The sequence below is a fragment of the Aquimarina megaterium XH134 genome (genome assembly GCF_000520975.1).
Classification (GTDB): domain Bacteria; phylum Bacteroidota; class Bacteroidia; order Flavobacteriales; family Flavobacteriaceae; genus Aquimarina; species Aquimarina megaterium.
This window is the reverse complement of record NZ_JACB01000003.1, coordinates 133,004-154,054: the sequence shown is the minus strand read 5'-3', so window position 1 is coordinate 154,054 and position 21,051 is coordinate 133,004. Positions and strand designations below refer to the sequence as shown.

The 21,051-nt window shown below is 33.1% G+C and carries 15 protein-coding genes; 7 read left to right on the top strand and 8 right to left on the bottom strand.

Annotation, left to right across the window (positions count from 1 at the left end):
- Positions 1–12: 12 nt before the first annotated feature.
- From fdhD to Z053_RS30650, 4 genes are all read left to right on the top strand, one after another.
- Positions 13–849, top strand: a complete 837-nt coding sequence (gene fdhD, locus Z053_RS0103495; protein WP_025663647.1) for a formate dehydrogenase accessory sulfurtransferase FdhD — start codon at positions 13–15, stop codon at positions 847–849.
- 9 nt (positions 850–858) lie between these two features.
- The gene (locus tag Z053_RS0103490) at positions 859–2,511 is read left to right on the top strand and encodes an NADH-ubiquinone oxidoreductase-F iron-sulfur binding region domain-containing protein (protein ID WP_025663646.1); all 1,653 of its coding nucleotides are present in this window, start codon (positions 859–861) and stop codon (positions 2,509–2,511) included.
- Between the two features lie 12 nt (positions 2,512–2,523).
- Positions 2,524–5,250, top strand: coding sequence for a formate dehydrogenase subunit alpha (gene fdhF, locus Z053_RS0103485; protein WP_025663645.1), 2,727 nt, complete (start codon positions 2,524–2,526; stop codon positions 5,248–5,250).
- 220 nt (positions 5,251–5,470) lie between these two features.
- The gene (locus Z053_RS30650) at positions 5,471–6,364 is read left to right on the top strand and encodes an AraC family transcriptional regulator (protein ID WP_081748206.1); all 894 of its coding nucleotides are present in this window, start codon (positions 5,471–5,473) and stop codon (positions 6,362–6,364) included.
- Positions 6,365–6,406: 42 nt separating this feature from the next.
- On the opposite strand, the gene Z053_RS0103475 is transcribed toward Z053_RS30650, so the two are convergent.
- The 4 genes from Z053_RS0103475 to Z053_RS0103460 form a co-directional block, all read right to left on the bottom strand.
- A complete protein-coding gene (locus Z053_RS0103475) occupies positions 6,407–7,138 on the bottom strand; it encodes a LytR/AlgR family response regulator transcription factor (protein ID WP_025663643.1) in 732 nt (243 codons plus the stop codon).
- Positions 7,135–8,196 carry a sensor histidine kinase gene (locus tag Z053_RS0103470; protein WP_025663642.1) on the bottom strand — a complete coding sequence of 354 codons (1,062 nt, stop codon included), beginning with the start codon at positions 8,194–8,196 and terminating at the stop codon, positions 7,135–7,137. The genes Z053_RS0103475 and Z053_RS0103470 overlap by 4 nt, the downstream gene beginning before the upstream one ends.
- Before the next feature lie 99 nt (positions 8,197–8,295).
- Positions 8,296–9,381 (bottom strand): hypothetical protein, encoded by a 1,086-nt coding sequence (locus Z053_RS0103465; RefSeq protein WP_206539204.1) that lies wholly within the window; start codon positions 9,379–9,381, stop codon positions 8,296–8,298.
- A 96-nt stretch (positions 9,382–9,477) separates the two neighbouring features.
- Entirely contained in the window at positions 9,478–10,917 is a 1,440-nt protein-coding gene (locus Z053_RS0103460; protein ID WP_025663640.1) for a serine hydrolase domain-containing protein, read from the bottom strand.
- Between the two features lie 291 nt (positions 10,918–11,208).
- Between Z053_RS0103460 and Z053_RS0103455 the strand changes: the two genes are divergently transcribed.
- Both Z053_RS0103455 and Z053_RS0103450 read left to right on the top strand, forming a co-directional pair.
- On the top strand, positions 11,209–13,563 hold the full coding sequence (locus tag Z053_RS0103455) for an outer membrane beta-barrel family protein (RefSeq protein ID WP_025663639.1): 2,355 nt from the start codon (positions 11,209–11,211) through the stop codon (positions 13,561–13,563).
- A 175-nt stretch (positions 13,564–13,738) separates the two neighbouring features.
- Positions 13,739–14,317 (top strand): PhnA domain-containing protein, encoded by a 579-nt coding sequence (locus Z053_RS0103450; protein ID WP_025663638.1) that lies wholly within the window; start codon positions 13,739–13,741, stop codon positions 14,315–14,317.
- Between the two features lie 11 nt (positions 14,318–14,328).
- Here Z053_RS0103450 and Z053_RS0103445 read toward each other — a convergent pair whose 3' ends face one another.
- The 4 genes from Z053_RS0103445 to Z053_RS0103430 form a co-directional block, all read right to left on the bottom strand.
- Positions 14,329–14,823, bottom strand: a complete 495-nt coding sequence (locus Z053_RS0103445) for a GNAT family N-acetyltransferase (protein WP_025663637.1) — start codon at positions 14,821–14,823, stop codon at positions 14,329–14,331.
- Between the two features lie 91 nt (positions 14,824–14,914).
- Positions 14,915–17,581 (bottom strand): DNA gyrase/topoisomerase IV subunit A, encoded by a 2,667-nt coding sequence (locus Z053_RS0103440; protein ID WP_035094906.1) that lies wholly within the window; start codon positions 17,579–17,581, stop codon positions 14,915–14,917.
- 25 nt (positions 17,582–17,606) lie between these two features.
- Positions 17,607–19,466, bottom strand: coding sequence for a DNA topoisomerase IV subunit B (locus tag Z053_RS0103435; RefSeq protein WP_025663635.1), 1,860 nt, complete (start codon positions 19,464–19,466; stop codon positions 17,607–17,609).
- Between the two features lie 160 nt (positions 19,467–19,626).
- Positions 19,627–20,517, bottom strand: a complete 891-nt coding sequence (locus Z053_RS0103430) for a LysR family transcriptional regulator (protein WP_025663634.1) — start codon at positions 20,515–20,517, stop codon at positions 19,627–19,629.
- A 133-nt stretch (positions 20,518–20,650) separates the two neighbouring features.
- Here Z053_RS0103430 and Z053_RS0103425 point away from each other — a divergent pair, with 133 nt between their 5' ends.
- Positions 20,651–21,043, top strand: coding sequence for a rhodanese-like domain-containing protein (locus Z053_RS0103425; protein WP_025663633.1), 393 nt, complete (start codon positions 20,651–20,653; stop codon positions 21,041–21,043).
- The last annotated feature ends 8 nt before the right edge of the window (positions 21,044–21,051 follow it).

Sequence of the window (21,051 nt, the reverse complement as noted above, 5' to 3'; positions counted from 1 at the left end):
TAATAGTTCGTTATGGCAATTAGAAATTATGAAGGCAAGAAATATGAAGTAGATTCAGTGAATAAAACATTAGATTCACTTACTATTGAAGAAGCATTGCAAATAAATATCAACGATAAACCTTTTACGGTGTCTATGAGGACTCCGGGAGAAGATATTAGCTTAATTCGTGGCATGCTTCATTCTGAAGATATCATTAAAAATAAAAATTTTCTTCCCGATATCGTTTTAAAAAAAGAAAATGATGATGGTATAGTAACTGTGGTAAATCTCACTATTCCTAAAGAAGAATTAGGTGATGGATATGCTAACAGTAGAAGTTTATTATCTGTCTCTTCTTGTGGTATTTGTGGCCGAACAGAACTTGGAGATTTATCCTTCCTAGGAAAAACCATTGATGATACCGAAATAATCGATGTTGATCTTATTCATCAATTATTTATAAAAATGAGTGCCTTACAACATAATTTCAATCAATCTGGTGGTGCACATGCAGCAGCAGCGTTTACTATTACCGGAGAATTGCTATGCTCGATGGAAGATATTGGTCGTCATAATGCCGTAGATAAAGTTATTGGTAAACTAATTTTGATGCGCAAATTGGATCAGGCAAAAATAATTACTGTAAGCGGACGTGTTTCTTATGAAATTGTTGTTAAATGTTTTAAAGCAAAAATTCCGTTTTTAGCAGCTGTTTCTGCTCCATCTTCTTTAGCAGTAGATTACTCTAAAGAACTAGGAATCACATTGTTAGCGTTTTGTCGTAATCATAGAGCAACCTGCTACTCTAATCCTCATCGAACCAAAACAAATAAAGGATTTCGAAACATCGATATAAAAGCAAGTTAAAAAAAATATATGTCAGATAATTTAAGTGAATTATTAGGTAGAAAAAAAGTAGATCAAAGCCTCTTCAATAAAATGGGAGAGCTGGCAAAACCTACAGGGGCTCCAAGTGATGAAGAATTAGCAATATTGGCTGATGATTTTTTAATTGGAAAAGCCAATGCATTCGGTACGGCCAGTTTTTATGACTTTTTGAAACCTGAAAACAAAGGCAAAAAAGTATATGTATGTAATGGAACCGCATGTGTTTGTGCCGGCACACAAGACACTGTAAATAAAACACTTAAAAATCATTTTAAAGAAGAAGAAATCGGACATATGACTTGTCTGGGAAGATGTCATGAAAATAACGCTTTTCATTATAACGGAAAAAATTACTCTGGTGATGCGCTTCAAAATCTTGATATTATTATTAACTCAAAAAATGAACTAAATCAAGATAGCTATAACGTGAAAGCTAGTGGAAAAGCAGTACTTACTGAGTCATTTACTACTATTGCTGATTTTTACAAACCGTTTATAGGCGCACTACAAAAGGATTCTGAAGAAATACTAGAAGAAATTAAAACCTCAAATGTTCGAGGTCGTGGTGGTGCTGGTTTCCCGATGGGGTTAAAGTTAGAGTTTTGCAGAAATGTAGAAAACACTACAAAATTCATTATTTGCAATGCAGATGAAGGAGATCCTGGAGCTTTTTCAGATCGATATTTACTAGAACACAGACCGCATTCGGTACTATTCGGAATGCTTATTTCTGGATATGTTACACATGCAAGTTATGGGATTGTATATATCCGTGCAGAATATCCTGAAGCGGTAAAAATTGTACAAGATGCTATTGATGATCTTCGAAATGAGGGATTGATAGGTAATAATATTAATGATAGTGGGTTTAGCTTTGATTTTAAAATTATACAAGCACAAGGATCATACATTTGCGGAGAAGAAACCGCTCTTATAAATTCAATAGAAGGACAACGACCAGAAGTTCGTGTTCGTCCACCGTATCCTGCTCAAAAAGGTCTATTTAATAAGCCAACCGTGGTCAATAATGTGGAAACATTGGCAGCCTTACATTATATCATTAGCAATGGAGGAAGTACCTGGAAACAAATCGGAACCGAGCGATCTTCTGGAACAAAACTAGTATCTTTAGATAGCTTTTTTAACAAACCTGGTCTATATGAAGTAGAAATGGGAACGCCTCTTTCTGTTGTTATTAATGATCTGGGAGGTGGATTTAAATCCGAAGTAAAGGCGCTTCAGATTGGTGGCCCTCTTGGTGGAGTGGTACCTGTTTCAAAAATTAATGATTTAACAATAGATTTTGAATCTTTTTCAAAAGAAGGTTTCTTACTGGGTCATGCATCTATTATTTGTATTCCTTCTAGCTTTCCAATGATGAAATTTATTGAACATTTATTTGATTTTGCTGCTTATGAAAGCTGTGGAAAATGCTTTCCTTGTAGGTTAGGAACGAAACGAGGACATGAACTTTCTACCAAAGCGCTACATGCTGGCCATAAAATAGATCAAAAACTGTTCACAGACCTTTTAACAACCCTCGAACAAGGGTCATTATGTGCACACGGAGGAGGTATTCCGTTACCTATCCGAAACACATTACATTATTTTGAAGATGAATTGAAAATGTACTTCAACTAAATATTTGATACCATGAAAACAGCATATATAGATAATCAGGCTTTTGAAATAGTTGAAGGAGAAACCATGCTCACCTTTATAAGGAGGTATAAGGAAAGAAATCTTGTTCCCACTTTATGCGACGCACCCAACTTAGATCCTTTTGGTTCTTGCCGTGTGTGTAGTGTAGAAGTAGCATTAGAAGAGAATGGAGCCGTTAAGACTATGGCTTCTTGTCATACTCCTGTAGTAGAAGGACAATATATATACACAAATTCTGAATCAGTAAAAGAATTACGAAAAAATATCGTTGAGCTGGTACTCACCGATCACCCTCTTGATTGCTTGACTTGTGAAGTAAATGGAAATTGTGAATTACAAACAGTTGCGGCTCAGGTAGGAATTAGAGAAGTACGATATCCCGAAGGAGATAATCACCTTTATAAAACAAAAGATTTAAGTCATCCATATATGACTTCAGATTTGTCTAAATGTATTAATTGTTATCGATGCGTACGTGCCTGCGATGAAGTACAAGGACAATTTGTATTGAGCATGTCTGGTCGCGGTTTTGATTCTTCAATTATCAAAGGGCTAGATCAATCTTTTATGGATTCTGATTGTGTAAGCTGTGGTGCTTGTTCTCAAGCATGTCCAACTTCTGCTATTTCAGATGTTTTTCAGTCAAAAGCTATTAAAGCAACCGATACAACAAGAACTATTTGTACCTATTGTGGTGTGGGATGTAACCTTGAAGTCGCTACGAGTAATGGAGAAATTTTAAGCATACAAGCTCCTTATGATGCTGAGGTAAATCAAGGGCATACTTGTCTAAAAGGTAGGTATGCATTTAAGTTCTATGATCACCCAGAGCGCTTAAACTCTCCTATGATTAAAAGAAATGGAACATTTGAAAAGGTTAGCTGGGATGAAGTATATGACTATATAGCTTCAAAGTTAACTGCTTATAAAAATGAATTTGGGTCTGATTCTATGGCAGGGATTTCTTCTTCACGATGTACCAATGAGGAGAATTATTTAATGCAAAAATTCTTTAGAGCTGTAATCCAAACCAATAATATTGATGGTTGTGCACGGGTATGCCACTCTCCTACTGCCTTAGGGATGCAACGTACTTTTGGTACTGGTGCTGCTACAAATTCTATCGATGATTTAAAAGATACAAATTGTATTATGGTTATTGGGGCCAACCCAACCGATGCACACCCCGTTACAGGTGCCAAATTAAAGCAATTTGCCATGAAAAGTGACAATGTATCTATTGTTATTGATCCAAGACGTACCGAATTGGCTAAATATGCAACACATCACTTAGCATTACGACCAGGAACTAATGTAGCTGTTCTTAATATGATGATGTATTATATCATCACCGAAGGATTAGCAGACACTTCTTTTATCGAAAGCAGGACTGAAGGGTTCGAAGATTATAAAAAAGAAATTCTTGCTATAAATATAGACAAACTAGAAGCCGTTTCTGGTGTAGATCGTAACCAGGTGCGTGAAGCAGCTATTGCATATGCATCTGCTCCAAATGCTATGTCTTTTCATGGATTAGGGGTAACAGAACATTCTCAAGGAACATTTACTGTAATGCAAATTGCTGATTTGGCTTTACTTACAGGAAACATTGGTAGACGTGGTGTTGGTGTAAACCCTTTACGTGGTCAAAATAATGTTCAAGGTTCTGCAGATATGGGGGTACAACCACATCAGGGAGCAGGATATCTGGATGTTACAAATGATCAGGTTAATAAAACATATAATGAATTTTACGGTGTTAATGTGCCTAAAAATATTGGGTATAAAATCCCAGAAATGTTTGATGCCGCTCTAAAAGGTAATCTCAAAGCTATTTGGATTATCGGAGAAGATGTAGTGCAAACTGATCCAAATACTCAAAAAGTTATTAGAGCACTTCAAGCTACAGACTTAGTAATTGTACAGGAATTATTCATGACAGAAACTGCAAAATATGCAGATGTTATATTACCAGGAGCATCGTTCTTAGAGAAAAGCGGAACCTTTACTAATGGAGAGCGACGTGTGCAAGCAGTACACAAAGTTGTTGATCCTATTGAAGGTTCTAAGCCTGATGGACAAATCATTGTAGATATCATGAATAAAATGGGATATGCACAACCAGATTATACACCTGATGGAATGCTGGAAGAAATATCTCAAATCGTTCCTTTCTTTGCCGGAATTAAATGGGATCGATTAGGTGAAAATGGATTGCAATGGCCAGTTGCCAAAGATGGCACAGACACCCAGATTCTTCATAAAACTGATTTTAAACGAGGAAAAGGGTACTTTGAATTTAATCCTTGGGAAGAAACCAAAGAATTAATTTCGCATGCCAAAGATTACCCGTATATTTTGACAACAAATAGAGAATTAGAGCACTATAATTGTGGTGCAATGACACGCAGAACATCAAATGAACAGATATTATCAGATGATTATTTGATGATTCATCCCGAGGATGCCCAGGAAAACTTGGTAAATGAAGGTGATTATGTTTGTCTGGAATCTCCCCGAGGAAAGGTAGATGTAAAAGCCAGAATTACAGACGAAGTAAAAAAGGGTGTTTTAAGTACTACTTTTCATTTTCCAGAAATTATGATTAATAATTTAACTGGGGACATTCATGATTCAGAGGCAATGTGTCCAGAATACAAGGTTGTCGCTGTGAGGATAAGAAAAAGTAAAGGTAAATTTAAACCTCAATTAAGTTAGTTAAGTGACTTTTAATTAACCAGATAATTTTGCCCCTATAAAGACAAGGGACTACTTAGTAGTAGTGTAAAATATTTTCAAATTGCCAGACAAGCCTTGTGTTTTGAGCTATACAGTATATAATATTTTGGTTTGTTTTTTCTGAACGTATACTTTCGCAATACCGGTCAAAAAATAATCGGGTTTTAGATGTACTATTGTAGTGTTCAAAAAGCAAATTATGTCTGAAAACATAAAAGATTCATATCAGCTTAGGATTTCTAAAGCTATTACTTTTATTGAGGGTAACCTGAAGAATGTGCTTACACTAGATCGTATTGCACAGGAAGCGTGTTATTCTAAATATCATTTCATTCGTCTTTTTGCAGCAGTTACAGGAGAAACAGTAGTAAACTATGTAAGAAAACGAAGGGTATCTGAGTCTGCACATGAGTTAATTCTTACTCAACAACCTATTGTAGCTATTGCAGAACGTTATCAGTTTGATTCTCAACAAGCATATACACGAGCTTTTCAATCTGTTTTTAAGACAAGTCCTGGAAAGTATCGAAAAAAAGGGCATCGATTTGTAGCTTTTGAACGATATACTTTATCACCAACAGATATCAATACACTACAAAACGATTTTGTTTCTATGGAGCCAAAAATTATTACGATTACAGACAGAAAATTAATAGGGATGCGAATAAAGACCTCTCTAGCAAATGATACAACTTCACAAATGTGGCGACAATTTATGCCCAGAAGATTTGAAATTAAAAACAATAAAAACACAGGGTATTATTCTGTACAGACTTTTGATGAAGACATCACTTTTGATACTTTTACAGAAGATGTGGTATTCGAAAAATGGGCTGCCGTTGAAGTCACAGATTTTGATCATATTCCAGAAGGTATGACCTCTTATGTACTACCTGGTGGTAAATATGCTATATTTATTCACAAAGGCCCTGTAGACACTTTTAACAAGACAATGAATTATATACACGGAAAATGGCTTCCTAATTCTGGGTATGAATTAGATCAAAGAAATCATTTTGCCATTATGGGAGATAAATATCATGGCCCGCATCATCCAAAATCTGAAGAAGAAATCTGGGTTCCCATTCAATAATACATATAAGCTGCAATTTTAATATGTGAATGAAGAGAGTGTTTATATTTTCTCGAGGAAAGGAAATACCTTATCTCTGTAACTAACACCTATAGGAATTTCTACAGTATCGATATCAATATCATTTGTTGTAAAAGCTGTTACTTTTTTTAGATTAATAATATAAGATCGGTGTGTTCTTAAGAATTCTTTATCTGCTAATTCGAGCTCTATATCACCGATTTTATACTTCGCCACAATACATTTCTTATTGGTATGTATTTTTATATAATCTTTTAGACTTTCAATGTATAAAATGGTATTTAAATGTATTTTGTGATGTTTATTACCTGATTTGATAACAATATAGGGATTTTCACTTGTTAACGCATTAGCAGGCGCTTCTGCGTCTCTCTGAATTCCATTTTTTATTCTGAAATAACGTTCTACCGCTTTAAAAAACCGATCAAAAGTTACAGGTTTCAAAATATAATCTACTATATCCAGATCATAGCCTTCTAATGCATAATCCCTATAAGCCGTTGTTAAGATAGTGCTAGGAGGATGTTTTATCGTTTTTAAAAGATCTATCCCTGTAACCGAAGGCATCTTTACATCCAAAAAAAGTAAATCAATGGTTTCATTATTAAGAATTTCAAATGCTTTTAATGCATTATTACAAGAAGCCACTACTTCTAAAGATTCTATTTGAGAAATATGCTTTTCTATAAGTCTTGTGGCTAAAGGTTCATCATCTACAATCAAACACCTTGTCTTTGTTGTACTTGTATTCATATTTCAATTTCTAGTGTTACAGTAAATACATCTTCTTTTTCATCTATATTAAGGACATAACCATGAGGATAAATCAAATCCAATTGTTGAGTGATATTATTAAGTCCGATAGATTCCTTAACTCCCTCTTGTATAGCATTTGCAATAGAATTAGCGACTACAAAGGTAAAAATAGTGTTTTGATAACGAATAGAGATATCAATTTTTGGAGATCCGCTGTCCTCTCCTGCTCCGTGCTTAAAGGCATTTTCTACTAATGGAAGTAATATAAGCGGGGCTATTTCAATATCCTTCTCTAATGATGTATTAAATGTTACTTGTAAACGATCATCATATCGTAGTTTTTCGAGAGCAATATAATTTTCTAAAAAAGAAATTTCGTTTGTAACTGAAACAAATTTAGTATTACATCTATATAGTACATAATCTAATATCTCTGATAACTTACTTATTGATTCTGGAGTTTTTGGAGAATTCTCCAAAGACAACATATAGATATTATTAAGTGTATTAAATAGAAAATGAGGGTGTAATTGGGTCTTAAGCATTTTTAACTCTGCTCCCACTTTCTCTTTTTCTAATAACAAATTTTGTTGTTTCACTTTAGAAATATCAACTATAAACCGAACTGCCAGGAAAATTAACGCAGCTATATAAATACTAGGAAAATAATGAGCCATTAAGAATTTTGGATCCAGAAAAATCTCTGCTATTGATTCTTGAGTAAATGGTGGTATTCTTACCAAAGGTTCTGCCACATGAACTATCAATACTCTACTTAATGCACTAAATATGTAGGCACTAAGGATAATTAGAACAGTAAAACTCACATATCTTTTTGTATAAATAAATTTGGGAACCAAAACGTATGCTAAAGAATAAGAAGCCAATACCTGAGGAATCATAATACAAATCTTATACACCAAAGAAGCTACCATTGTATGATTTTCTTCAAAATCATCTCTAACCATAAAAAATAATAAAACAACCAACCAAAATATAATATGAAAAGATAATTTTGACTGTTTAAAATCTTTTTTTACTTTTTTAAAATCCATAATCTAAATATGCTGTTATGTATGATTCTTTCTCAAAAAAGAAATTATTTATTTTATTCCAAAGTACTACTTTTTTGAGGAGATTCTTTACTATAGGTTTTACTGTTTTTTATATAGAAATTCGGCGGCAGATGCTCCCATTTTTCGATGATTATGACCAATATTAGGTGTTATTTTCAATTCCCAATTAAATTCAAGATTCATTTTCTTCGCTTTTGTTTTTGCCTCATTAAAAAAGAATTTTCCTCTTTCTAATCTATGTTTTCCTTGTTTATCAGCAGACACAGATCTCAACAACGTACCTCCCTTTTCGTGTTCATTATCTAATTCTCCAATACATAAAATTAATTTTTTTCTAAACGAAGATTTCAAATCTTGCTCTGTAAGTTTTGTGTTTTTTATTCCAAAAGGAAGTTCTGATTCAAAATCTGGCAACGTATAAAAACCAGAATTAGATGCTAAAATCCTGTTAGCTTTAGAATTTTGCTGAAAGATTGCCATACGATGTAAAATTTGACCACCTGCAGAATGCCCAAAAAGATCATATTGTGTTTGGGTTGCACCTAGAGCATCAACAACAAGATCAAATATCCTGTCGAAATCATTAAAAATCCATTTTTCGGGATTAGAATTTACTTTAAAAGTAAAGCCATCCTCTTTTAGTTTTACAATATTAGAGTTTTTTACATACTCTATATTATTCTTTAGATTCAAATCATACATCAATCCACACATATGATAAGCACCGAATCCAAATTCTTTTTCAGAATACATTGGTGAAAGAATAAGAATCCCATATTTTTCTGAAGCCGAAATCCAGGCATCTCTATAACTATCACCATTTCTTCCTGCTCCCGGAACAACAATCAAGATTTGTGATTCTGGTTGATAATTTTTTGGTTTATGATAAAACACTTTTATAGTCTTGTCTTTATTTTGATTTCCTCCATCAATAAGAAATTCTCCTGAGCCGTTTTGAATGTTGATTTCATTCAAAACCAGCTTTTTTTCTAGATCGCTTTTCTTTATGAGTTTCATTTTACAATGTGGGCAAATTCCCGGTTTAGAAAAAGTTAATTCATCACAGGATAACTCACAAGGTTTGCAGACATAGTCCTCTATTTGATTTTCAAAAGAAGTAAAAATTAGAACTATGATAAGTAGAAAAATTGGTTTGGTTTCCATCTATTTGTTCATTAAGTAATTATACATATTATTCTACTAAAGTTTAATATCTCGTTTAAGAGGTTATACTATAGTTTTTGTTATAATTAAAAAAGATTAGTTTTCGCTTGTAAAAGAACCAGAAAATCTAAGTAATGGTAAACCCTGTGACGGTTTTACAAGTCCTGGACTCCTATAATACATGGTTTTTCCAGAAATGGTATTGTTATTAAAATCAATTGTTGTATTTAAAATTCCATGAGGATGTATTAGTGCGTATTTATTTTTTATTTGTAAATAAATAAGAGGGTATATTTTCATGTTGCCTGTATTTGGTTCAATAATAAGCCTGTCATTTTCACCGTCAAGAATGAGAATGCCTTTTTTACCAATTTCTTTTCCTTTATTTCTGACTTTAAGAATAACTTCTGCTTTTCCTTTAGGTTGAGTAATTGGAGTGGATGGAGTCAAAAAAAGTAAAGCAATCATATGTGCAGTTTCTTCAATAGCCCATATTTTTTGGGCATTTGCCATGATAGAAATTGTAAGTTTTTCATCTGGAAAAATACTAATTACACTTCGAGTTCCTCCCATCGAGCCTGCATGTTCATGAATTCGCCGTCCATCTATATCCCAATTTTCACGCCATCCTATCCCCACTCCTGTTTTTTTACCTGAACTTAGTTTTTGACTTTCAAACATTGTTTTAACAATACTTGGTTTTATAAATCCATTTATATAGGAATCGCCCATTTTGGTTAAATCAGTTGGAGTAGAAACCATTCCTCCTCCTGCCCATTTATAACTAGGGTCTTCTGGATTACTGATCTTTACTGGAAGTCCTTTATTCATTCCTTCTTTATAAAAATCATATAACTCTGTCATTTCAATAGATGGATTGGATCGAAAATCGGGCTGAGTTGCTTGCATAGATAAAGGTTTCAATACCTTATTATTTAGATAATCAAGAAAGTTTTGATTCGATGCTCCTTCAATTACCTTAGATAATAAAGTGTATCCATGTGTACTGTATTGATATTCTGAACCTGGTTCATGTAAAAGTTCTATATGGGCAAATACACCTAATGCTTCTTCTACAGATTTATAAAAACGTTGTTCAATTTTATCTTTATATGAGTAATGGGGAATACCTGCAATATGTCCAGCAAGTTGTCTTGTACTAAACGAATATTTTTTCTTTGGAAACATGGGTACATAGGAATATACAGGTTCATCCAAATCTATTTTTTTGTCTTGAATTAATTTGGCTAACGAAGTTGCTGCTATAACTTTAGATACTGATGCTGCTCTAAATTGAGTATTTGGTGTTACCCGTCTTTTTGTTTCCAGATTCGCATACCCAAATCCTTCAGCAAAAATAATTTTTCCTTTCTGACTTATTGCAATTGACATTCCTGGAGGTGTATTTGGTAAATCCATCAATTTTTCTATCATCGCTTTAGCAAGGTTTTTGGGTTGCTCAAAGGAATCTTGAGCATAAGTATTATTCCAAATTAAAAGCAAAAAACTTAAAACAATTAATCGTTTGTCAAACATATCATTACTATTTATTTTGATTATTCTATATACATATAAGGGTTTAAAAAATTCATTTAATTCCTTATTTCAGAAAATATATTTAAACAAAAATATGTCTTGTTATGAGTCTAAAGTACTGAAGTAGACCAATCCTTAAAAAAACCACCTGAATCAGGTAAAATAAAAGACGAATATATACTGAGTATATGTTTTTCATCATTTGACGATTTCTTGATAGTGTTTGTCGATAACTCAAAATCGGTATCAACAAAACAAGCACTTTTGGCAAGAATCAAAAAACGAATCAGAATGAAAAAAATAGCATTTATATGCTTGTTAAGTGGTTTTATGTCATTACAAGCCCAAATGTCAAAACAACTAACGCTTAGCGGTAAGATAATAGAAAAAGTATATAAACAACCCTTAGAATTTGCAACAATAACAATTATAAACGCTACAGATCAAAAAACTATCACTGGCGGAATCACCAATGCAGAAGGAAGCTTTGCGATAGAAGTTTCTCCTGGGAAATACCATATCAAAGTAGAATATATCTCTTTTAAATCCTATCACATAAATAATATAACCATCGATGCAGATCATACTCTTAATACTATAGAGCTCGAAGAAGATAATGAGCAATTGGCAGAAGTAACAATAGTATCAGAAAAAACTACTGTAGAGTATAAATTGGATAAAAAGGTATTTAATGTAGGAAAAGATCTTATTCATAAGGGAGGAACAATAAGTGATGTATTAGACAACGTACCTTCTGTAAGTGTAGATGCCGCTGGAGGTGTTAGCCTTAGAGGGAATCCAAGTGTTAGAATATTAATTAACGGCAAACCATCTGTACTTACTGCAAACAATGGGCTTGAACAAATCCCAGCAGAAAATATTGAAAAAGTAGAAGTGATTACTAATCCTTCAGCTAGATATGAATCTGAAGGTGCAGCAGGTATTATTAATATTATTCTTAAAAAGAATAAACGTTCTGGTTTTGGAGGTTCTTTACAGTTTACTTCAGGAATTCCTGCAAACCATAATGCTAATGTTAATCTAAACTATAAAACAGAAAAAATTAATGTATTCGCTAACCTAGGGTACAGATATGCTAATTTTTTTGGAGAAGAACAACAAACACAAACGACTCAAATAGGTCCTATAACTAATAGTGTAAATCTTAACGCAGACACCAAGAGAAATGACGACCATTACAATATTTATTTTGGTGGGGATTATTACATTAATGATAAAAATACACTTACAGCAAGCTTTTATCATAACAAATTAAAAAATACAGATGAAACCGATTTCATATACACCTATCTAAATACCAATAAAGAAACAGATAGTATACTGTCTCGAAAAGAGGATTATAAAGAGCCTCAAAATTTTAATCAACTGGAGATCAATTATGTAAAGACATTTGATAAAAAGGGACAAAAATTCACAGCTAATGTTCAGTATGATTTTTGGAATGATGATGAAAATGAAATGATTACTCAACAACGTATTTTTCCAACTGAAGGAAATTTATCAAGAATAAGAACCCGAGACGTAGAAAGTAGTAAAGATTTGCTCATATTATCTGACTTCATATCGCCATTAACCGAAAAATCAAGATTAGAAACAGGTCTTAGGGCAGAAATCAGGAGAATTACCAGTGACTATACCGCATGGATAGACGATCAAATATTAGAAGGTTTTGACAATCGTTTGGACTATGACGAGCGTATTTATGGAGCATATATGCAATATGGTAACAATAGAAAAAAGTTTAATTACCTTCTTGGAGTTAGATTAGAACATTCTGATATTGGTATTAGTGATCGTGAAGCACTTTTTAGCAATACCAAAAAATACACAGATATATTTCCTACCACCCATCTTACCTATAATTTTACAGAAAGAACCAATCTTCAATTAAGTTATAGCAGAAGAATTAACAGGCCTAGATTTTGGCAATTAAATCCTTTTGGAGGACTTTCTGACCCCAGAGATCTCTTTGCAGGAAACCCTGATTTAAATCCTGCATATGCTAATATTCTTGAACTTGCACTATTAAAAAGGTGGACCAAAATAACACTCAACCCATCAATCTACTATCAATATCATACCGATTTCTTTCAATTTATTACCTCACCTACTGCTGAAGGTGGTTTTATAACAACACCAGTAAATTTATCTCGCGAAAAACGTCTTGGGTTTGAGTTGGCAACGACATACAACCCATTTAAATGGTGGCGTTTATCTGGTGAATTTAATTATTATACTTTTACACAAGAAGGAACTCATGAAAATATCAATTATGATACCGAAGACACAAAATGGTCTACACGAGTAAATTCTAGAATGAAGTTTTCAAAAGGGTTTTCTATACAAACAAATTTTACCTACCAAGGAAAAAGTAATAGCGGACAAAGGCTTATCAAATCACAGTATTGGGCAAATTTTGGGATTAGTAAAGACCTGTTTAAAGATAAAGTCTCTCTAACACTTAATGCAAATAATATTTTTGATTCGAGAATTGATAAATCTACAGTTACAGGACAAAACTACAATTTGGTTTCCTCTACTATTAGAAGTGGTAGAAGGGTTACTGCAACGCTCACATACCGATTTAATCGTAAAAAATCTGATCGTGACCGCTTACCAGATTAATCAATGTGTAGGTATTAAAATTTCGATAATAAAGGCTCATTACATTTTTGAATTCTAATGGGTCTTTATTATTATCTGTCATCATCAATAAATAGGTTATCTGCTATTTCATAATTATAAATTTTAATGCACTTTTGCAGTATTAAACAATCTACACCATAAACGTATCATTATAATGAGTCTAGAAAGAGAATTACACAAGCGTAGCGGATCTGTATGTGAATTATCAGGGGTAACTGAAAATTTGAAAGTCTATGAAGTGCCTAAATCTCCTGGGACAGGTCTAGACTCACATATTCTTATTTCTCAAGTGTGTTTAGAACAAATAGAAGACCCAGAGAAAGTAGATATAAATCACTGGCGTTGTCTTAATGATAGTATGTGGAGTGAAGTTCCTGCAGTACAAGTAATGGCTTGGAGAATGTTACATAGATTAAAATCTGAAGGTTGGCCACAAGACTTATTAGATATGCTTTATCTGGATGAGGATATGACAGCATGGGCAAATGCCTCTGGAGATGGGGATGATAAAGAAAATGCAATTAAGCATTTAGATGCTAATGGTGCGCTATTACAAGCTGGAGATTCTGTTGTTTTAATTAAAGATCTAGATGTAAAAGGTGCTAATTTTACTGCTAAACGAGGGACTCATGTTAGAAATATTTCATTAGTTCATGATAACCCAGAGCATATCGAAGGTCGTGCAAATGGGCAACATATAGTTATTCTTACAAAGTTTGTAAAGAAATCTTAAGATAAATAGCTCTATATTTTGTTGGTAGTAGTGTTTATGTATTCGTTTTCAAGCATCGACATGATTATTAAGTTTTTAAATTCACCATTAACCCATATACTATCTCTTAATATCCCTTCCTCTTTAAACCCTTCAGATTGATATAAATATCTGGCTCTTTTATTCGTTTCGAATACATCTAACCACAAGCGATGACAGTCTAATTTTTTAAAACAATACTGTTTTAGTTCTTTAATTGCCATTCTACCATACCCTCTTCCTTTTGAGTTTATAACGATTCTTTGAAATTCAATACTCCTGTTATTATTTTGCAATCCTGCCAATATTACAAAACCAATAGTTATGTTATTTTCAGATTTCAGTATCAAATGTTCTATATCACTATCTGCTATCAGATGTAAATGTTCTTCTTTGGAGTTAGGCAATATGAACTGTGAGTTTTCAGTATCAGCTTCTATCGATACTACCGTATCAATATCTATTTCTTGAGTTTTACAGATTAACAAATTAAAATATTTTTTCTTCTTTCATTTCTGAAGAAGTTAGTTTCTTAATTAAGTCTATCTATATCAGCATATTTATGCTTTCCATCAAAATCTAGAATAAACTAGCTTGTTCTCCTTCTCCACCAGCATCAGTATCATCATCAGAAGGTTTTGCAGAAGTTTTAGTATCTATTTTTTCTGGAGATACATTCTCTTCTTCAATCACTTCAATTTCTTCTGCAGGAAGAGATTCTTGTTCTTCATATGGTAATGGATCCAGTAGATTGATTTGTTTTACTTTATGTGTAGTTAGCTGATTTCCTAATGCTTTTATTCCTTTGATCGATATAAACTCCTCTAGGTTTATTTCTTCATTATGCCGTTGATCTTTGCCTCTAAGCTTAGTAAATACTATTTCTGCCATCGGTCTATAATCGGTAGAGATAACTTCTAAGAAAGATTTTTGATGTTCTGTAATAAAAGTCTCTTCGCGCTCTGAGTTTTCAATTAAAAACCGTTTTACATAATATTTTTCTTTCTCCCCATCCCAATATATTGCAGATATTGGTTTTTTAGGTTTCCATTTTTCTAAAACAATCATATCCGAACTAAAATGCAATGTCATCTCGGGGATAATTGTCTTCACCATACCATTTTGATTTATAACCAAAATACGGTCTTCTCCTCTAAACTCGCCTAATAATTCTCCTCTTCCATCTACATTAAGTCGTTGTACTGAATCATCAAACCATATTTTTCGCGGTTTTAGAGTAGATACTCCCTGCTCTTTTAGTTCAATTTTCTTAATATTATACTTGGTAACAATATTTCCTTTTACTCCTCTACCTTTGATTAACAAATCTGCAAAATCTAAATCAAATTTTAATTTTTTGATACTTCCAGCTTGTCTTAGATATATAGTAATTACCTCGGCTTCTCCATTCGGATTTGCCGAAAAGTATGAGATTTTAGATGCTTTTTTACCTTGGGTAAGATCATATTCTTTATCTCTAGTTACTCCAGTAACGGCAAAACGCTTTACATATGAAGCTCCTCCTCTACCATCCTGATAAATCAAATTATAAATGGTACGCTTATCTTTTTTCTTAAAGACAGCAACATGAATTATATTTTTACCAATAAAAGTCTTTGATCCAACTTTGGTAATCATCAATTTTCCTTCTCCTGTAAAACATATAATATCATCAATATCAGAACAATCTGCTACATATTCATCTCTACGAAGTGAAGTTCCAATAAATCCTTCTTCTCGATTTACATATAATTTTGTATTTCGAATTACTACTTTGGTCGCTTCAATATCATCAAAGATCTTGATTTCGGTCTTACGCTCTTTTCCTTTACCATAAGTAGTTTTTAGCCTTTTAAAATAATCTATAGCAAACTCTATAAGGTGTTCGAGATTATGTTTTACCTGGGCTATATCTTCTTCAAGCGCTTCTATTTTTTGTTGCGCTTTATCAATATCAAATTTAGAAATACGCTTAATTCGAATTTCTGTTAGACGTACAATATCTTCTTCAGTAACTGCTCGTTTCAGGTGTTTTATGTGAGGTTTCAATCCTTTATCAATTGCTTGTATCACTCCTTCCCATGTATCTACTTCCTCGATATCACGATAAATACGATTTTCTATAAAAATTCTTTCTAACGAAGCAAAGTGCCATTGTTCCTGTAATTCATCTAATTGAATTTCGAGTTCTTTTTTCAATAACTCCACAGTATTGTCTGTAGAACGACGTAACATTTCTGAAACACCAATAAAGTTTGGCTTATTATCTTCTATAACACAACCAAGAGGAGAAATAGATACTTCACAATTCGTAAATGCATATAGGGCATCAATTGTTTTATCTGGAGAAATACCAGAAGGAAGATGCACTAATATCTCTACTTCTGCAGCGGTATTATCTTCTATTTTTTTAACTTTTATCTTTCCTTTCTCATTCGCTTTAAGAATAGAATCTATTAAAGAAGTAGTTGTTGTAGAAAACGGTATTTCATTTATGACCAAAGTATTTTTGTCATATTGGGATATTTCTGCACGTACTCTTACCTTACCCCCTCGATTGCCATCATTATAATTCGTGAAATCTGCAATACCAGACGTAGGAAAATCGGGTAAGATCGTAAATCGTTTACCTTGTAAATGCTTTATAGATGCATCTATTAGTTCTATAAAATTATGAGGAAGAATCTTAGTACTTAACCCAACGGCTATTCCTTCTGCGCCTTGTGCTAATAATAGGGGAAATTTAACCGGAAGATTAATCGGTTCTTTCTTCCTTCCATCATAGGATAATTGCCAATCGGTAACTTTAGGGTTATATACTACATCTAATGCAAATTTAGATAACCGAGCTTCTATATATCTCGAAGCCGCTGCTCTATCCCCGGTAAGAATATTACCCCAGTTTCCTTGCATATCGATTAGTAACTCCTTTTGTCCCACTTGTACCATTGCATCAGAAATACTGGCATCTCCATGGGGATGATATTGCATCGTATGCCCAACAATATTGGCTACCTTATTATATCGACCATCATCTAAATCCTTCATAGAATGAAGAATACGACGTTGTACCGGTTTTAGACCATCTTCAATTGCAGGTACTGCCCGTTCCAGGATTACATAAGATGCATAATCCAGAAACCAGTCTTTGTACATTCCTGTGACCTTTGTAATAACCTCTTGCGGTTCGTGATCTTCAGGGTTTAAATCGTGATGTAATTCTTCGTTTTCGTTTTCCAAATCCATATATAACTTCTGGGGCTTCTAATAATTATAATTCTTCCTCTACTGAATCCAGTTCTACTTTAAGGTTATCAATAATAAATTCTTGTCTTTGCGGTGTGTTTTTCCCCATATAGAAAGACAATAATTCTTCGATCGACTTTTCTTTATCTAACATCACAGGATCTAAACGTATATCATCTCCTATAAAATGCACAAATTCGTCTGGAGAAATCTCCCCTAATCCCTTAAATCGTGTAATTTCTGGTTTACCCGATAATTTTGCTATGGCATCTCTTCTTTCTTGTTCTGAGTAGCAATAAATGGTTTCTTTTTTATTACGTACTCTAAATAATGGAGTTTGTAATATATATAAATGCCCTTCTTTTATTACCTCTGGAAAAAATTGCAGAAAGAAAGTAATCAGTAATAATCGTATGTGCATACCATCTACATCGGCATCAGTAGCAATTACAATATTGTTATAACGTAAATCTTCTAAGGATTCTTCTATATTAAGTGCTGCTTGTAATAGATTAAATTCTTCATTTTCATACACGATCTTTTTGCTCATGTTATAGCTATTCAACGGTTTTCCGCGTAAGCTAAAAACAGCCTGGGTATTTACATCCCTGGATTTGGTAATAGATCCACTTGCAGAATCTCCCTCGGTAATAAACAGTGTACTTTCGAGATTACGGTCTTTCTTACTATCGGTAAGATGGATACGGCAATCTCTTAATTTTTTATTATGCAAACTAGCTTTCTTTGCTCTCTCTTTTGCTAGTTTTCGAATTCCAGATAAATCTTTACGTTCACGTTCTGCCTGTAATATTTTTCGCTGTAAGCTTTCTGCCGTACTGGTATTTTTATGAAGAAAGTTATCTAATTTAGTTTTTACAAAATCATTAATATAGGTTCGAACCGTTGGTAAATCTCCTCCCATTTCTGTAGAACCTAATTTTGTCTTGGTCTGACTTTCAAAAACAGGTTCCATCACTTTAATGCTTATCGCAGATACAATCGATTTACGAATATCACTGGCTTCATAATTTTTACCATAAAACTCTCTAATTGTTTTCACTACGGCCTCTCTAAATGCTGCCTGATGTGTTCCTCCTTGGGTTGTATGTTGCCCATTTACAAAAGAATGGTACTCTTCACTATATTGTGTTTTACTATGTGTAATCGCAATTTCTATATCATCACCTTTAAGATGAACAATATCATATAGTCTATCCTCTTCTTTTATATTGTCGGACAAAAGATCTCTTAATCCATTTTCTGAAAAATATTTTTCTCCATTAAAGATAATGGTCAAACCAGGGTTAAGATACACATAGTTTTTAAGCATTTTGGCTACATACTCAGAACGATACTTGTAATGCTTAAATATAGTGCTATCTGGTACAAAAGATACTTTGGTTCCTCTTCTACGAGAAGTTTCTTCTAATGTATCCTGATTGGTGAGGTTTCCTTTTTCGAATTCTGCCGAAGCTGATTTGCCATCTCGCGTAGACTCTACTCTAAAAAATGTAGATAATGCATTAACTGCTTTTGTACCTACACCGTTTAGCCCTACAGATTTTTTAAATGCTCGAGAATCATATTTACCTCCGGTATTCATTTTAGAAACTACATCCACCACCTTACCTAATGGAATCCCACGACCGTAGTCTCTTACATTTACTTTATCTCCTTGAATAGAGATTTCAATCGTTTTACCGGCGCCCATTACATATTCATCAATAGAATTGTCTAGCACTTCTTTTAATAAAATATAGATACCATCATCTGCAGAAGAACCATCACCTAGTTTCCCGATATACATTCCGGGTCGCATACGTATATGTTCTTTCCAGTCGAGGGATCGTATATTATCTTCGGTATATTTGGTTTCTTTGCTCATAAATATAGGGTAGAATGCCTGCTAATATAAGGTTTCACTTACAAAATTAAAACAGCCTTTCTACAAAGTAATTAACAAATCGACAGTGAATTTTGTTGATTATTTGGTACGCAGCCATTTGATGCATTTAATTAGACCGTTTTTAAATAAAAAATACAAATCAGATACCCAGAAATTCCTCTTTAAAACTTAAAACAAAATCATTAATGTATTTTTTATGCATATCTTCTTTTCTAACGACCAAATAATGGGTTCGTTTTACTCCATACTTTCCAATGCTTTTAAATATTAAATCTGTAGGTATTTTTAGTGATTTTAATGCCCATTTCGGCATGCATATAATTCCCATATTGGCATTCACCATTTCTAAAGAAACTTCGGTAAGCGGGATAGCAGAAATTTTTATTGGTGTTATGTTATTGGGTTTTAAGAATTGCTCATAAACAGATACTGTTTCTAAAGGGAAAGAATGAATAATCAAATGAATATCTGCAAAGTCACTAGCACTTAAATATTTGGTTTTGCCATACCTATGTTCTTTGTGCATAATAGCATACGTTTCATCCTCAAACAATGTAATACTTGATAATCGATCATTTGCGGGTATAGAAGTTACCAAAGCAATATCAATTTCGTTTGATAATAGTTTTGAAATCGGTTGATGTGTGGCTTCAAGAATAAGATCTACATCAATCTGAGGATATAGCATTCCCATTTTTTGAATGAATCCCGGTAATCCCTGATAAAAAGAATAACATTCTGTACTTACTTTAATATTTCCTTTAGATCCTGTTTTTATTTGTTGGATCGTATTAAACCCCTGTTCAATAGTTTCAAGCACATTATTAGCTATCTTATATAATTCTATACCTTCCTCTGTTAGTTTCCATTTATTTCTTGTTCTATGAAATACTTTAAAACCTAATCTTGTTTCTAATTCTTTTAATTGATGACTTAATGCCGATTGCGTTAAAAATAATCGCTCTGATGAGTTGGCAATATTACCTTCTTCAGTAATAGTTTTTATGAGTCTAAAATACTTAATATCCATACCTACAAAGCTACAATAATACTAGTGTAACGAATGTGAAAATATTTCAATTACTGCCTCGAATCATTCATCTAACCTGGTAGGAATAGACTATAAATTGATAGTACATTTGACAAAATAAAAACACAGCATTATGGAAAATCAAATTAAATTTTACGAAAACAAATTAGCTTATGAAATGGATCCTTCTGACTTATTTGATGCTCTTGAAAAAGAAGAAAATATCGTAGTGGTCGATACCAGACAATCTTTTGGGTATGAAAAAGAACATATCCCGACCGCTATTAACCTACCTCATCAGGAAATGACAGCAGAAAACACCACTCATCTTGATAAAACAAAAACTTATATTTGTTATTGCGATGGTATTGGTTGTAATGCTTCTACCAAAGGAGCATTACATATGGTCAGACTTGGGTTTAAAGTAAAAGAATTAATCGGTGGTATTGAATGGTGGAAATTTGATGGATATGCCACCCAGGGAACCAAACCTTCTAAAGGTTCCTTAATTCAATGTGCATGTTAAAATGAAAT

Bases quoted from the DNA above. Each gene is read 5' to 3' on its own strand.
- fdhF (WP_025663645.1), top strand. From the start codon at position 2,524: ATGAAAACAGCATATATAGATAATCAGGCTTTTGAAATAGTTGAAGGA.
- Z053_RS0103475 (WP_025663643.1), bottom strand. From the start codon at position 7,138: ATGAATACAAGTACAACAAAGACAAGGTGTTTGATTGTAGATGATGAA.
- Z053_RS0103425 (WP_025663633.1), top strand. From the start codon at position 20,651: ATGGAAAATCAAATTAAATTTTACGAAAACAAATTAGCTTATGAAATG.
- Z053_RS0103490 (WP_025663646.1), top strand. From the start codon at position 859: ATGTCAGATAATTTAAGTGAATTATTAGGTAGAAAAAAAGTAGATCAA.
- Z053_RS0103430 (WP_025663634.1), bottom strand. From the start codon at position 20,517: ATGGATATTAAGTATTTTAGACTCATAAAAACTATTACTGAAGAAGGT.
- Z053_RS0103440 (WP_035094906.1), bottom strand. From the start codon at position 17,581: ATGGATTTGGAAAACGAAAACGAAGAATTACATCACGATTTAAACCCT.
- Z053_RS0103450 (WP_025663638.1), top strand. From the start codon at position 13,739: ATGAGTCTAGAAAGAGAATTACACAAGCGTAGCGGATCTGTATGTGAA.
- Z053_RS0103465 (WP_206539204.1), bottom strand. From the start codon at position 9,381: ATGGAAACCAAACCAATTTTTCTACTTATCATAGTTCTAATTTTTACT.
- Z053_RS0103470 (WP_025663642.1), bottom strand. From the start codon at position 8,196: ATGGATTTTAAAAAAGTAAAAAAAGATTTTAAACAGTCAAAATTATCT.
- Z053_RS0103455 (WP_025663639.1), top strand. From the start codon at position 11,209: ATGAAAAAAATAGCATTTATATGCTTGTTAAGTGGTTTTATGTCATTA.
- Z053_RS0103460 (WP_025663640.1), bottom strand. From the start codon at position 10,917: ATGTTTGACAAACGATTAATTGTTTTAAGTTTTTTGCTTTTAATTTGG.
- Z053_RS0103435 (WP_025663635.1), bottom strand. From the start codon at position 19,466: ATGAGCAAAGAAACCAAATATACCGAAGATAATATACGATCCCTCGAC.
- Z053_RS30650 (WP_081748206.1), top strand. From the start codon at position 5,471: ATGTCTGAAAACATAAAAGATTCATATCAGCTTAGGATTTCTAAAGCT.
- fdhD (WP_025663647.1), top strand. From the start codon at position 13: ATGGCAATTAGAAATTATGAAGGCAAGAAATATGAAGTAGATTCAGTG.